The 12,788-nt window shown below is 42.5% G+C and carries 11 protein-coding genes and 1 pseudogene; 5 read left to right on the top strand and 7 right to left on the bottom strand.

Annotated elements, in window-relative coordinates; genetic code table 11:
• Positions 1 to 135 precede the first annotated feature (135 nt).
• The 4 genes from NMK36_RS28295 to NMK36_RS28280 form a co-directional block, all read right to left on the bottom strand.
• The gene (locus NMK36_RS28295) at positions 136 to 1,053 is read right to left on the bottom strand and encodes an NAD(+) kinase (RefSeq protein ID WP_072718798.1); all 918 of its coding nucleotides are present in this window, start codon (positions 1,051 to 1,053) and stop codon (positions 136 to 138) included.
• Between the two features lie 134 nt (positions 1,054 to 1,187).
• Positions 1,188 to 2,168: an SDR family oxidoreductase gene (locus NMK36_RS28290; protein WP_072718797.1), complete on the bottom strand. Its 981-nt coding sequence runs from the start codon at positions 2,166 to 2,168 to the stop codon at positions 1,188 to 1,190.
• 127 nt (positions 2,169 to 2,295) lie between these two features.
• A complete protein-coding gene (locus NMK36_RS28285; protein ID WP_072718796.1) occupies positions 2,296 to 2,586 on the bottom strand; it encodes a type II toxin-antitoxin system RelE family toxin in 291 nt (96 codons plus the stop codon).
• Complete coding sequence (locus tag NMK36_RS28280; protein WP_072718795.1) at positions 2,583 to 2,861, bottom strand: hypothetical protein; 279 nt, start codon at positions 2,859 to 2,861, stop codon at positions 2,583 to 2,585. Before NMK36_RS28280 ends, NMK36_RS28285 begins: the two co-directional genes overlap by 4 nt.
• A gap of 357 nt (positions 2,862 to 3,218) precedes the next feature.
• On the opposite strand from NMK36_RS28280, the pseudogene NMK36_RS28275 reads away from it, so the two are divergent.
• The 3 genes and pseudogenes from NMK36_RS28275 (at position 3,219) to NMK36_RS28265 (ending at position 6,833) form a co-directional block, all read left to right on the top strand.
• Positions 3,219 to 4,135: pseudogene (locus tag NMK36_RS28275) on the top strand (transposase).
• A 300-nt stretch (positions 4,136 to 4,435) separates the two neighbouring features.
• Positions 4,436 to 5,101: a Uma2 family endonuclease gene (locus NMK36_RS28270; protein WP_072717447.1), complete on the top strand. Its 666-nt coding sequence runs from the start codon at positions 4,436 to 4,438 to the stop codon at positions 5,099 to 5,101.
• Between the two features lie 19 nt (positions 5,102 to 5,120).
• On the top strand, positions 5,121 to 6,833 hold the full coding sequence (locus NMK36_RS28265; protein ID WP_254175143.1) for an NB-ARC domain-containing protein: 1,713 nt from the start codon (positions 5,121 to 5,123) through the stop codon (positions 6,831 to 6,833).
• On the opposite strand, the gene petM is transcribed toward NMK36_RS28265, so the two are convergent.
• Positions 6,807 to 6,908, bottom strand: a complete 102-nt coding sequence (petM, locus tag NMK36_RS28260) for a cytochrome b6-f complex subunit PetM (RefSeq protein WP_072717448.1) — start codon at positions 6,906 to 6,908, stop codon at positions 6,807 to 6,809. The genes NMK36_RS28265 and petM overlap by 27 nt on opposite strands.
• A 93-nt stretch (positions 6,909 to 7,001) precedes the next feature.
• Here petM and NMK36_RS28255 point away from each other — a divergent pair, with 93 nt between their 5' ends.
• Positions 7,002 to 7,844, top strand: coding sequence for an alpha/beta hydrolase (locus NMK36_RS28255; RefSeq protein WP_072717449.1), 843 nt, complete (start codon positions 7,002 to 7,004; stop codon positions 7,842 to 7,844).
• Positions 7,845 to 7,865: 21 nt separating this feature from the next.
• Positions 7,866 to 8,186, top strand: a complete 321-nt coding sequence (locus NMK36_RS28250; protein ID WP_072717450.1) for a cupin domain-containing protein — start codon at positions 7,866 to 7,868, stop codon at positions 8,184 to 8,186.
• A gap of 86 nt (positions 8,187 to 8,272) precedes the next feature.
• On the opposite strand, the gene NMK36_RS28245 is transcribed toward NMK36_RS28250, so the two are convergent.
• Complete coding sequence (locus NMK36_RS28245; protein WP_437126709.1) at positions 8,273 to 10,264, bottom strand: iron uptake porin; 1,992 nt, start codon at positions 10,262 to 10,264, stop codon at positions 8,273 to 8,275.
• Between the two features lie 160 nt (positions 10,265 to 10,424).
• Complete coding sequence (locus tag NMK36_RS28240; protein WP_072717453.1) at positions 10,425 to 12,683, bottom strand: PhoX family protein; 2,259 nt, start codon at positions 12,681 to 12,683, stop codon at positions 10,425 to 10,427.
• Positions 12,684 to 12,788 lie beyond the last annotated feature (105 nt).

Here is a 12,788-nt window from a genome sequence, read left to right as displayed (position 1 = left end):
TCTCCTTGTCCCCTTGTCCCCTCATCCCCTTGTCTCCCCATCCCCTCATCCCCTCATCCCCTTGTCCCCCCGTCCCCTTGTCTCCCCATCCCCCATCCCCTTGTCCCCCCATCCCCTTGTCCCCCCGTCCCCTCCCTAGGGTAATTCTACAGAAGTGGGTTTGGCAATATGAGGCAGTCCCCAGCCTAATTTTTCGCGGAGAACTTGGAAAAATTCGGGAGGATGGAGACGAATAAACTTAGCATGATAGGGCGATCTCTTGACTCTGACCTGATATTCAGGAAGAACATAACAACCTCCATTCCCATCCACCACCATCACTAACTGATTTGGACTAGCCGGATAAATAATTACGGGTTCGGTTTCCCCATAAATTAAAGCGCGTGAAGCCAGAGAATGGGGACAGATGGGGAGTAATTGCAGCACTTCTACCCCTGGTGTCACCACCGCACCTCCGGCGGATAAGGAATAAGCGGTTGAACCCGTCGGAGTCGAAATAATCACCCCATCGGCGGCAATATCCACCGGAGCATGACGACCAATTTTGATTTCAAAATGGCACATACAGGTCATGGGTTCCCGATGCAGTACCATTTCATTCAAACATAACGCTTCCCACAGCACTTGGTCTGCCTGACACACCTCAACCGCAATCATCGTGCGATTTTCAACAATGTAGTTTCCTTCAAGAACTTGTTCTAAGATCAGAGGCAGTTGATTCAGGTAGGTTTCCGTTAAAAATCCCATGTGACCTGTATTCACCGCCAACAAAGGAATGCCTTGAGGAGCCAGTATCCGAGATGCTGAGAGAACTGTACCATCCCCACCGAGAACAATCGCAAACATCATCTCCTGATCAAAATCGGGAGGGGCAATTTTATCAATGGGAGTTCGGTGTAAAGGATGAGGTTGAGTGGCATAACCGAGTATTCCCCCTGTTCCAGGTGCCGTGCAAACCTTCATCCCCCGCCCTTTTAGCTTGTCTTTGATCTCGGTCGCAGCACGACAAGCGGCGGGTTTGGCGTCATTGTAAATAATCCCTACTTTTGACACGCGAAGTTTTGTTAAATTGGGTTTAAACAGAATTAGAGTCTGTCTCAGAACCAGGATGGACATCCCAATTCTGATCGGAGACAAAAATTTAACGATGGTTAAAGCATACCCTGTCTTTGGGCGATTGCGTTGAGTTAGAGGGGCTTGAAGGGATTGCTCCTTTTTTTGCGTTTTTTGAGCTTTTCCTGTTCATATTCTAATTCTTTAAGTTTTTTCATAATTCGACTAAAGTATTCTTGCAGATAAGACTCTAAGGTGCTGATTTCCTTGGAATCAATGCCAAAAACTTCATAGGTTTCATCCATTGAAGCTTGTAAGGACTGACCATTGGCTAAGACTTCCGCAAAAGCAAGACGGTCTGACACATTCCAAGTCCACTGAAACCAACGGGTAACTTGGCGGAATAGACGCAGGATTTCCGTTGGGGTACGGGTAATTTTAGCTTGTTTGTTAGAGAGCCGTTCACACAACGCAATAATATCCTCAGCCGTCCAAGCTTTGGAACCCACTACTGGGAAACTTCTATTTTCAGTTTCAGGGACGGATAAGGCCTTAACTGCAAATTTAGCAATATCTTGGGTATCCATATAGGCAACGGGAGAACTGACCCCCGGAACCCAAACCGCTTGTTTATCTAAAATGGGAATGGCATATTGACCAATGAGCCCTTGAAAAAATCCACAAGGTCTTAGAATGGTGTATTTTAAACCGGACTCAGCTAAAAATAGTTCGGTACAGCGCTTGATTTCTAATAAGGGTACTTGAGGATATTTCTCAGCATCCAAAAACGAAAAGAACACAAATCGTTGCACTCCCGCTTCTGCGGCAGCTTGAATCAGAGCAACTTTTCCTTCCCAGTCTACTTGTTTAATCCCTAATGAATCCGTAGGACGGGCGGTAGCCGCATCAATAACGGCTGTTACCCCTTCTAATGCAGCTTTTAAACTTTCCGGTTCGCATAAATCCCCTGGAACCAGTTCTGCCCCCCATTCCTTTAAAAACGCGGCTCTGCGGTAACTGCGTGCTAAACAACGCACGGTATACCCTTCATCGAGCGCTCGTCGCGCCACCTGTCTCCCCAACGTGCCAGTCGCACCGACAATTAATAAAGTCATGAATACCAGTTTGAAGCTTAAAGTTTATTAAGTATGGTATCAAACATTCTCTCATTTTTTTACAAAACTTTACAAAAATTTGAAGATTGGCCCTGTAGACTTTTTCGTCAAGGGGCGCGATCGCACTTTAAGGATGAGGCGTAATGGCAATAACTGTGATTACTCCTTTGTCTGGGCCATAATACCAAAAAACTCGAAACGCTGCTGGGGTTTTGTTTTCGACGTAAGCCTCAAATATTTCTTCTCCATTAGGGCCTGATAATGTGTCGTATTTATGAGTTTTCAAGCTGGGATGGCGTAAATTAGTTGCCATTAATCCAAGTGTTTTCAGCACTTTATTGTATTTTTTTGCATCGAGTTCTTGAAGATTAATTAAACTATCTCTAGCTGATGAAGAAAATTCTATCCGAAAATTCATTCCTCTTCAATCTCCAGATCAGCATATTCAGAAAAGTCACCCAAATCGTGTACTTCACCTTTAGCTGCTTGTGCGAGACCACACTTGACTGAAGCTAACACTTCGGGGTTTTGCCATAACCACTGTTCACGATCAGGTATATTGGTTATTGGGTCTAATAAAATTTGTCCGGCTTCGTTGATGAGAACGCGATACTTTGTTGACTTGGGTTCGAGGTTTAAACTCAGGCATCCTTGTGGATCTGTACTGATTAAGTTTTTCAAAATCCAAAACATATTTTTCAGCTATTATAAAATTAGGTAAAACTCACTAAGGTAGAGTTTTATTTGATTATAACACATTAGATATTGTTGGCTTATTTTAATCTGAAGTGCGATCGCTCTTTTAGTTGTAAGTCAGCGTGATCGCACTTCTTAATATTACTAGGACGGAAAGATAGTTAACTATGCCACAGCATTATCCTATCTGCATGATTGGATCGTTCAGGGGGATAGTAAATAAGGCATTTTTCACAATCTCTGGCTGCGTGTTGATAACAACACCAAAGATGTTTGTATAGCCCTCTTCTGTCAGTCTCCGAGGAGTAAAATTAGAAAATAAACCAGATGGGTAGCTAGAAGGGAGATAGGGTAATGGATGTAGAATTACAGATGCTCAAACATTTAGCCCGAGATGCACAACCAACAGTTTCCGTGATTGATGAATATTGCCAAGGTTATAAAGACCTATTCCCAGAAGTTAGAAGTTACGAATGTTTTAAATACTTACATCTAGGAATCATCTCACCAATTCCGAGAAAATCTTTACCGGAAATTGCTAAAATAGTAGGAATTAGATCGCCACAATCACTCCATCATTTTTTAGCCAATTCGCCTTGGTCAGCAAGGGAATTAAAGGAAAGAAGATTAGCTCGAACTCTAAAAGGATTGAAAGAAGAGAAGATTATAGTAATAATTGATGAAACAAAGAATCAGAAACTAGATATATTAGAGAAATCATATTTGGGAAAAGAAGTCCGAGAACCTATTGGGAAATTACCACAGATCCAGAAACGATGCCAGAAGCCTCAACTTCGTTTGTGATGACAAATTTAACAGAGAACAGAAGCCAGCTTAAAAAGACATTAGGTAATTTATACGGGTTAAGAACATGGGTGGAATATGGATTTCGACAATGTAAACAAGAACTGGGTTGGACTGATTATCGGTTGACGGATTTTCCCGATATAGAAAAATGGTGGGAAATCATTTTCTGTGTGTATTTAATGATTAGTTTCAACTCCGAAGTTTTCCGGTCTTTAAGTCAAGGTATTCCCCGAGAATCTGAGAGCAAAAAAAACACCGCAGATTGCTCGAATCACCGACAATGGAATCATAAAGAGGGATGGAAAAATGTTTTAAATAATCTGCGTTTAATAATTCAGCCTACTATTATATTGTGGTTGATTGTCCCGTGGCTAGATATTTTTCCCGACCGCCATTTATTAGTGGGTTTTCATAAATTAATTGAGAATATTAATCAATTTCAATCTTATTTTCCCAATGGATAACTCTACTTTTTATTACTTGTTGATTTCGGAGAGTGACAGAAGAGGGATATATACCTCTTTGGGCGGTTTTGCCTTTTTTATGCTCGACGACTGATTTTGTAATAAAACTTGATATTGTTCTCAACATAGGTGAAAGCCTAACTCATCATTTCAGAATACTCCCGAATCCCTACACTGTATCGGCTCAATGGCTCACCATTTGGCTCAATATAAAAGGCTCTTTTGGCTCTTTTGGTTCATTTTTGCCACAAAAGCATGATATAATCGTTGCGATCGCACATTATCGGGCAGGTATCACAGATGACAGCCACCCTGATTCAGCCACCCCAAGAGAAACAAAGTCCCCTTGCGGATCATGTTCTTTTGAAAAATATTAGTTGGCAAACCTATCAATTGCTGTTAGAAGATTTAGCGGAACAGCCGGGGATTCGGTTGATTTATGACCAAGGTTTACTAGAAATTATGACCCCTTTAGATCCCCATGAAGGTAACAAAAAACTATTAGGCCGTTTGGTAGAAACTCTGACTGAAGAATTAAATATTGAAGTTAGGAGTTTGGGTTCGAGAACTTGCCAACGTCAAGATTTAAACAGAGGTTTTGAACCCGATCAATGTTACTACATTCAAAATGAACCTTTAGTCTGGGATAAAGAGCAAATTGACCTGCAACAAGACCCACCACCGGATTTAATTATTGAAATTGATATTACCAGTAGCTCTATTAATCAATTAGAACTGTATAAAGCTTTTCGTGTGCCGGAAGTTTGGCGGTATGATGGAAAAAATATAACATTCTATCAATTAGAAGGAGAAGCCTACCGAGAAACCAATAAATCTCCTACTTTTCCCTTTCTTTCTCAAAGTGACATTATGCACTTTTTGGAACTCAAGAAAACGACTAGGGAAAATGCTTGGATTGGCTTATTTCGTGAGTGGGTGAAAAGTCAAATTCCAACAGCAAATTGAATGAGTAAGAGGTTGCGTAATGGCGGGTTTACTCAGGGCGTCTGAAGAAGGGCTAAAAATCATGGACATGGTAAGACGCAATCTCGGATGGAATAAAACTGAAGATGCTTGGTGTCTCGCTGCTTTAGTTTCAACAGCTACCTTAAAGCGGTTTTGGGCTAGAATAGGAATTAGACGAGAGAACTTTATCAATATTTGCAAAGCAGTAGAAATAGAAAACTGGGAATACATAGCTGAAGGCTATAAAATTAAGAAAACAGAACCACTTTTAGCTGCCGCGATCGCAGATATCCCCCTAAACTCTGAAACTGATAAAAACTTCCCCCTCCCTGAAAATTTACCCCCCGTGAGAAATTGGGTAAATCGCACAAAAGAACTTGATATTTTAAAAGCTTCTATTACTAACTCAGATATCACAGCTATCTCAATTGTTGGATTACCAGGTATCGGAAAAACCTCCCTGATCAGCCAATTAATCCGCCAATTACACACAGAAAATACCTGCTTTACCGCCGTCGTTTGGCAATCATTAGAATCGGCAACAGGTAAAGCACCGCCCTTTGATCGCATAATTGACTCCCTGCTATTTACCCTTTCCAACGGCGACATTACTGCTGAAAATGACTGTGGCAAAAAAACTGAAAATCTGCTCAAAATCCTTAGAGAAAAACATTGCTTGCTCGTTTTCGATCGCGCTGACACACTTTTGAAAGCAGGAGAGGCAAAAGCTGCTGGTTATTTCTCCGAAAATTGTACCGAATATGCTTGGTTATTCAAACAACTATTAGAAACAGAACATCAAAGCAAAATCCTATTCACCAGTCGTGAAAGTTTAGCGGAATTACCACCAAGTCTTACCCGTGAAATCCAGCTAAATGGACTCAATCAAGATGCAGCAATTACCTTATTAAAATATTTTAATCTAACAGGGAATGAAGAAGAATTAGCCGAATTATCAGCACGCTATCAAGGACATCCTAAAGCCTTGCAATTGGTAGCTTCCTTAATTCGGGATGATGACGAATTTCAGGGAAATGTAGGAAAATTTTTGCAGGATAGAGACTGGTTATTAATCCGAGATATCAAAAAGTTAATTGATGAAATAATAGCGCGTCTTAGTGAAATAGAGCAAACTTGTCTGAGCCGAATTTCTGTCTATCAAACTTCAGAATATCCCCTATCTTTTGCTGCAATTGCTACTCAAATGCCAGAAGTGAGTAAATATGAACTCAAAGAAAATATTATCCTGGCTCTCAAGCGTCGGCAATTGCTATATTATGATTGCCAACGCGAATCCTATAAATTGCATCCCCTAGTCCAAGAAAAAGGCGATCGCTTGTTGAATCAAAACCCTAAAAATGTCAGCATAGCCCATCGTCAAGCTTATCGTTATTATATCAGTATTCCGCTCAAACCTAAATCTGAATGGCAAAATATTGAGGATATTAAGCCCTTAATCAGAGCGCACTATCATGCGTCTCAGGCAGAAGATTTAGACGCAGCAAAGGCGATAATTGCTGAAGTAGGCGAGGTTATTGATTGGGTGCGGGGTTTTATCCAGATATTTGTCACCCACCGAGCAATGCTGACTATCCCAGTTAGACTGTTGACGGTTGAGGAGTCAGAGGAAACAGAGGAAATAAAGGTACAGGCCAAAAACCAATTTTCTCCCACCTCCCCGGCTCCCCCGGCTCCTCCTACTCCCCTATTCTCCGCCTTGGATTTTCAGTAACAGAAAGCCACCACCAAGACCGACGAGAATTAAAGAAAAGCAGACCAGGGCGGTTGAGAAGATTTCTCCTGTCATGTATTGCATCTCCATTTATGATAATTAAGGCTTATTGTATCGGATTGTTGACACCCCCTATCAGGATTTGAACGCCTAACCTAATTTATATTTATGTCCAATTTTGCTGAACTGGGACGTTTCTTTTTCGAGGGGTTAGAGGTTTACCCCAATATTGCCTATCGTCAAATCAATGATGTTAGGGTTTATTTGGATATCTATAAGCCCAGAAACCTCACAGGAACAAATAAAACCTTAGTTGCCATTCATGGAGGAGGGTGGATATCGGGAACCAAGGAGGAAGTGCTTCCACAATTGATTCCGTTTTTAACTCAAGGATGGTCTGTTGTTAATGTTGAATATCGTTTAGGAACTGTCGCGTTAGCTCCGGCGGCGGTTGAAGATGTTCGTTGTGCCTTGCGTTGGGTATTTTCCAATGGGTCTAAATATCAATTTGACCTCAATAAAATTGTTGTAATTGGGGGTTCAGCCGGAGGACATTTAGCAACTTTATGTAGTATTTTACCCAATTCTGCTGGATTCGATAGATTGACTGAAATCTCTGATTACAATCACTCTGAAAACTTACCCAAACTAAACGTTGCTGCCATTATTAATTTGTTTGGGATTATGGATGTTAACGATATTCTAAGCGGAATTAATCGCAAAGATTATGCAGTTTTTTGGTTTGGAAAACAACCCAATATCGAGGAATTAGCTCATAAAATTTCCCCGATTAATTATGTTCGCTCTGGATTACCCCCTGTATTAACAATTCATGGAAATCAAGATGAATTAGTTCCCTATCAACAAGCGGTTAAAATGCACCAAAAGTTAGATGACTTTAGGGTTCCTAATCAATTATTAACCTTAACAGGGGCAGGACATGGTAACTTTTCCCCAGAACAAGCTTATTTAATCTATCAAACTATTCAAGACTTTTTGCAAACTTATTAACTCAGCTAAAAGGATGAAACCATGAGTCAAACTGTTTGGAATTTACAGGATAAAATTCAATACTCAGACCATGGAATTTTAAGTTCCGTGATTTGGAAAGATAATATCTGCCAGTATACCCTATTTTGTTTAGCAGAAGGAACGGATATTTCTGAACATACCTCTAGCCGAAATGCAACAGTTCAAGTTTTAGAAGGGCAAGGAATTTTAACGTTAAATGGCGAAGAGATTCGATTAGAACCAGGAGTTTTTATCTTCATGGCTGCTAACGTGCCCCATGGGTTAAAAGCCGAGTCTAATTTAGCCTTTTTACTGACCCTATCTATCCCAGAAGATCATTAGTATAAAAAGTTCTAATAAGCACAAAAAAAAGAGAGGAAACTCTGGTTTCCTCTCTTCCATACAGGATTGATAAGAACTCTTTCCCTTTAGAAGCGGAATTGAGTCCGCAGTGTTCCGACAACAATCGTACTGTTGTTGCTGTTATGATCTGGGTTAGTTACCACATAGAAGCCCGGAGTAATGGCAATGTAGTCATTGATGGGATAGCGATAGAACCCTTCAACGTGAATCGAGGTATCATGATCTTCTAGAGCACTGATATCGTGGCTGGTCACTTTGGGAGGCATACCCACGATTAAACCACCTAAGCCACCTTCTTTGAAGACATCAGGGAAGGCTAAAGTGACAGCCCAGTTGATAATGGTCGCGGTATTATTGCCACCTTGTTTTTGATCAGCCCAGGTTGAACCAAACCAGCCGCCTAACTCAAAGTTTTTGGAGAGGCGCCAGTTGGCTTGGAACCCTAAGTTTTCAGTGGTTGTGGAATTGTCACCAAAGGGTCTATTGGCAATCCAGCTACCCGTACCTCCACTAATCAACGATGACGAAGCCGCCATGTCATCAGAAGAGAAGTAGCGGTGGTTATATTCCAAAGAAACACCAATCTTAGGACTGGGGTTAAACAGCAATTGCAGACCTGTACTGTAACCGCCATTGAACAAGCCACGACCTTGATCAGCGTATTCAGCTTGGCTGGCTAAGTAACCTAAGTTCAGTTTGAACTTGTCATTGAAGGCATATTTCAGAGCCACCCCGGTTCCTTCAGGGCCACGGAATGTGGTTGGGTTATAGCGACCAAAACGGGAGATGGAACCATCCCCAGAGCCACCGAAGGGAGTTACATAGTCATAAATATCATCTAAGTCAAGACCATTAGCCCCAACGTAGACTTGACCTTTACCATTGCCGACTGGGAAGCGATAGTACAAGTCATCCAAAAAAATCCCATTGTTTTGGCCATCAATGCCGGTACGACTCATCAACGTATTGGTGATGTCGTAGTTAGAGAGGTTAGGAATGGATCTAGCTTCTAACCGTGTTCTTAATAAATCTTGGCCGGTGAAACTGGTATCAAAGTTCAAACGAGCGCGATAGCCGAAATAGGCTTCGGTTGGATCGCTATCTTCAGGGGCAAAGTTACCCACGACGTTGTTAGTCGCGCGATCGCCTGCCGCATCACCCATCCAGAAGATCACTTCCCCACGCAGTTTGGTGGTGGTGGAGAACTGATTCGCTTCTAATTCTGCGGTTCTCGCTTCTAAGGCATAGACGCGACCGCGCAGGGTTGCCAATTCTGCTGCAAACTCTTCTTGTAAGCGTTGCAGAACCGCTAAATCTTCACGGGTCACTAAGTTAGCGACAGAAGCAGCAATCAGTTCGTTAACCCGTTCTAAACAGGCATTTAAACCCGCCGCGAACTCGTAACGGGTCATGGCACGGTTGCCTTTATAGGTTCCATCGGGATAACCCGCGATACAACCGTAGCGTTCCACAAGGGACTGTAAGGCTTGGAAAGCCCAGTCAGTGGGTTGAACGTCAGATAATTGAGAAACCGATGTCACCTGCTCTAAGGCATCAGTGACTTCAGAATACTCATTAATCTGTTCTAAGTCTGATCCTTGGGTTTCCGGGGATTCAACCGCTTCCATCTGAGCGACTTGGAACTCAGAAGCTTGAGCAGTTTGTAGCGGTACTGAAGCCTCTGAGGACGCACTCACGAATTCACTAGCGGGGCTGGTGATAGGTTGAGCCGTGGCAACAGTCTGCGGTTCCATCTGAGTCGGAGACTCACCATTGACCAGATTAGTAGGTTCAACGGCAACATCAGCATCAGGAGCCACTGACAGAGCCAGTTGCTCTGCGGATGACTCGGAATTGGCTTGATGTTGCAAATCAGTATTTTGTCCAGACGGGGCAACAGCACGGGCAGCTTCGATGGTGATTGAAGCCGGATCTGCTGCATTTGCCAACTTCTCCGATGGAGCCTCGGTTGCTAAGGCTGCATTGGTTAAGAGAAGGGCCGCTCCCAGAACGCCCGGACTCTGCTTTAGAGTGTTCAATAAAACTTTGTTCATCATCTCAATTCTCACACCGACACTTAAAATACCTGAAGCAAGGGAGTCCCCAGCTCGATTGAACCAATAGTATCATATCTTAACTAGAGTTTCTCCTGCGTCAAGTAGGTAAACACAAAGTCAAGACTGATTTTTAACCCTATTCTATCAGTAGAAGCTTGGCTTAGACCGGGTTTCGCTTCTCAACAAGGGGTTGAGAATTGATTCGTCGAATTGCTACAACTGATGGCTTAGGGGGGTCATTGGGTTTCTTAGTGGGCCAGTTCGATCCGACAGGAACCTGACGAGTTTGCATAAACTCTTCTCCCTCGGTAGTTTGCAATGCAAATTGAAGTGTTTTTGTTGCCATATTCTGACGAGTCCGGTGCAACTCACCCGGATGTTGAGCTGCCATAAATAGGGTTTTTTGATCTGGAGTAAAAAACGGCCCCGTCATTTCAGATTCCATTGGCCCGATGGCAAATAAAAAGGCTTGACCCGCAGCGTCCCCAGAGGTTGGCAAAAACCAAACCGAATTATTGCCATACACCCCTAATAAATCCTTTCCCTCTAAAGGTTGTTGGTTTTGATCCAAACGACCTTGGGTAACGGGCTGATTGTGTTTACTGGTGGAAATATCCGTTACCATCCATAAATTCCCCGCCCCATCCACGGCTAAATTATCGGGGTTGGAAAACCCTAACCCCCCTTCAGCGACTTCTCCCCCCGTGGCGAACATTTGCCATCGGAAGGTCATCGCCTGGGGGACATTCCCCTCTTCTACTAAACGCATCACCCATCCGTATTGATAGGGTTTTTCTTGAGAAGGATGTTTAAAAATCTGTAGGTTAGGCCCCCCCGTTTCAGCATTCGCCTCACCGGAGGTAAACGCAATAAATAAGGAGCCATCTGGCCCAACCTCTATATCTTCGGGTCGAGCCGTACAAGTTGCTCCAACAGCACTCGCGGCTAAGTGAGCATCAATTAATATCGCGCCTTGTTGCTCTTCTGGATTTCCGGTATATAAATTGCCAAGGGTTTTAAAGCGTTGTTTAAAGCGTTGGATGTCCTCATTGGTTTTAGCGACAAAATTGCCGCCATCAGGTCGTTGAGGTAAACTAATCACGCCTCCAGCATGAACATTAGGAAGATCGGGATTGACGGTTGTATCGGCTTTTAAAGGAATCCAACGACCTGTACCATCAGGATTAAATTGAGCCGCGTACAACATCCCCTCGGATAATAACTGGGAATTTTTTTTATCCTGGGCATTTTTAACAGTGTTTTTACTGACAAACTTATATAAATGTCCGCTTAGGCGATCGCATCCTGAATAAAATGCTAAGGGTTGACCTGCTTCCACCCGCACCCCAACCGCTTCATGACGATAACGTCCGAGCCAAGTATGTTTTGTTCCATAATCCTGTGGATTCGTGGGATCAACTTCCACAATCCAACCATATTTATTCCCAGCTAGTCCAAAAACATTTCCTAAACCCTCCATTTCATCTAAAACAAAAGGGGTTTCACCCGGTTCATAAGCACTCCCATCGGGATAAACGGCTTCAGGAACATAACTTTGGAAATTTTCTTCCGCACTCAAAACCGTTCCCCAAGGCGTTGTTCCTCCGGCACAATTACTAAAAGTCCCAATAATTTTTTCTCCGAAGGGATCGTTATACCCCTTACCTTTTTTCCGAAATATGGCAACGGCTGGCCCTGTCGCTTTTAAATAATGTTGATCTTTCCACCCTGATAGTCCGGTAATTCGTCGATCATTTGGGGAATAGGTTCGCACCCAACGGCCATCGGCTTGACGCTGAATGGAAATTACCCCCATCCCTAAATCAATTAATCCTTCTTGGGAGAGTTGTACAATTTCCTGTCGTAATACATCTTTTTCAGGTAATGCAAACGCATTAATTTTTTGATTTTGAGTTAAGGACTGAATTTTTTTCAAAGATAACGGTTTTCCAATTACCTGTGAGTAGGTTTCAAACCAAATCCCCGGACTAATATACTCAAAATTAACCGTCAAAAAACCTTCATTTTCTCCGGTTGGCACAAAGGAAACATAATCATTGTTATATCCAAACCGAGAATTTCCGACTGGATCTCCCCAACTTGCAATGACATCATAAGTAAATCCTTCGGGTAGCACTAAATCATCTACAACTTGATAGGTACTGTAGGCTTGAATTTGATTGGAGACAGAGGGAACACTAACGAGATTTGTAGATTCAGAGAGGTGAGCCTGATTCAGTAAATCAGAGGCGTTTGGTAATGGCCCTTTGATCGGTTTGAAGGGTAAGGATGGGGGACTTTTGGGTGGCGAAGATGAGCTTATCAAAGGTAACTTTTTTGACTCCTGGCAAGATCCGACTGCTACTGTCGTAAAACTGGCAGAAAATAAGAATAGAAAATCACGGCGCTTCAGTGACATAAAACTTTTAAGCGGTATTGATGATTGAGTTGAAGAACTTTCATGATTATAAATAAGCCTGACATAAATACTCCCATTTTATTGAATAAAAGGGAGTATTTAAAG

Source organism: Planktothrix pseudagardhii, assembly GCF_904830925.1.
GTDB lineage: Bacteria > Cyanobacteriota > Cyanobacteriia > Cyanobacteriales > Microcoleaceae > Planktothrix > Planktothrix tepida.
This window is presented reverse-complemented; position numbering and strand designations above follow the sequence as displayed.

Coding starts and splice junctions, on each gene's coding strand:
- NMK36_RS28265 (WP_254175143.1), top strand. CDS start 5,121: ATGGCGGGTTTACTCAGGGCGTCTGAAGAAGGGCTAAAAATCATGGAC.
- NMK36_RS28245 (WP_437126709.1), bottom strand. CDS start 10,264: ATGATGAACAAAGTTTTATTGAACACTCTAAAGCAGAGTCCGGGCGTT.
- NMK36_RS28285 (WP_072718796.1), bottom strand. CDS start 2,586: ATGAATTTTCGGATAGAATTTTCTTCATCAGCTAGAGATAGTTTAATT.
- NMK36_RS28250 (WP_072717450.1), top strand. CDS start 7,866: ATGAGTCAAACTGTTTGGAATTTACAGGATAAAATTCAATACTCAGAC.
- NMK36_RS28255 (WP_072717449.1), top strand. CDS start 7,002: ATGTCCAATTTTGCTGAACTGGGACGTTTCTTTTTCGAGGGGTTAGAG.
- NMK36_RS28240 (WP_072717453.1), bottom strand. CDS start 12,683: ATGTCACTGAAGCGCCGTGATTTTCTATTCTTATTTTCTGCCAGTTTT.
- NMK36_RS28270 (WP_072717447.1), top strand. CDS start 4,436: ATGACAGCCACCCTGATTCAGCCACCCCAAGAGAAACAAAGTCCCCTT.
- NMK36_RS28290 (WP_072718797.1), bottom strand. CDS start 2,168: ATGACTTTATTAATTGTCGGTGCGACTGGCACGTTGGGGAGACAGGTG.
- NMK36_RS28280 (WP_072718795.1), bottom strand. CDS start 2,861: ATGTTTTGGATTTTGAAAAACTTAATCAGTACAGATCCACAAGGATGC.
- petM (WP_072717448.1), bottom strand. CDS start 6,908: ATGACAGGAGAAATCTTCTCAACCGCCCTGGTCTGCTTTTCTTTAATT.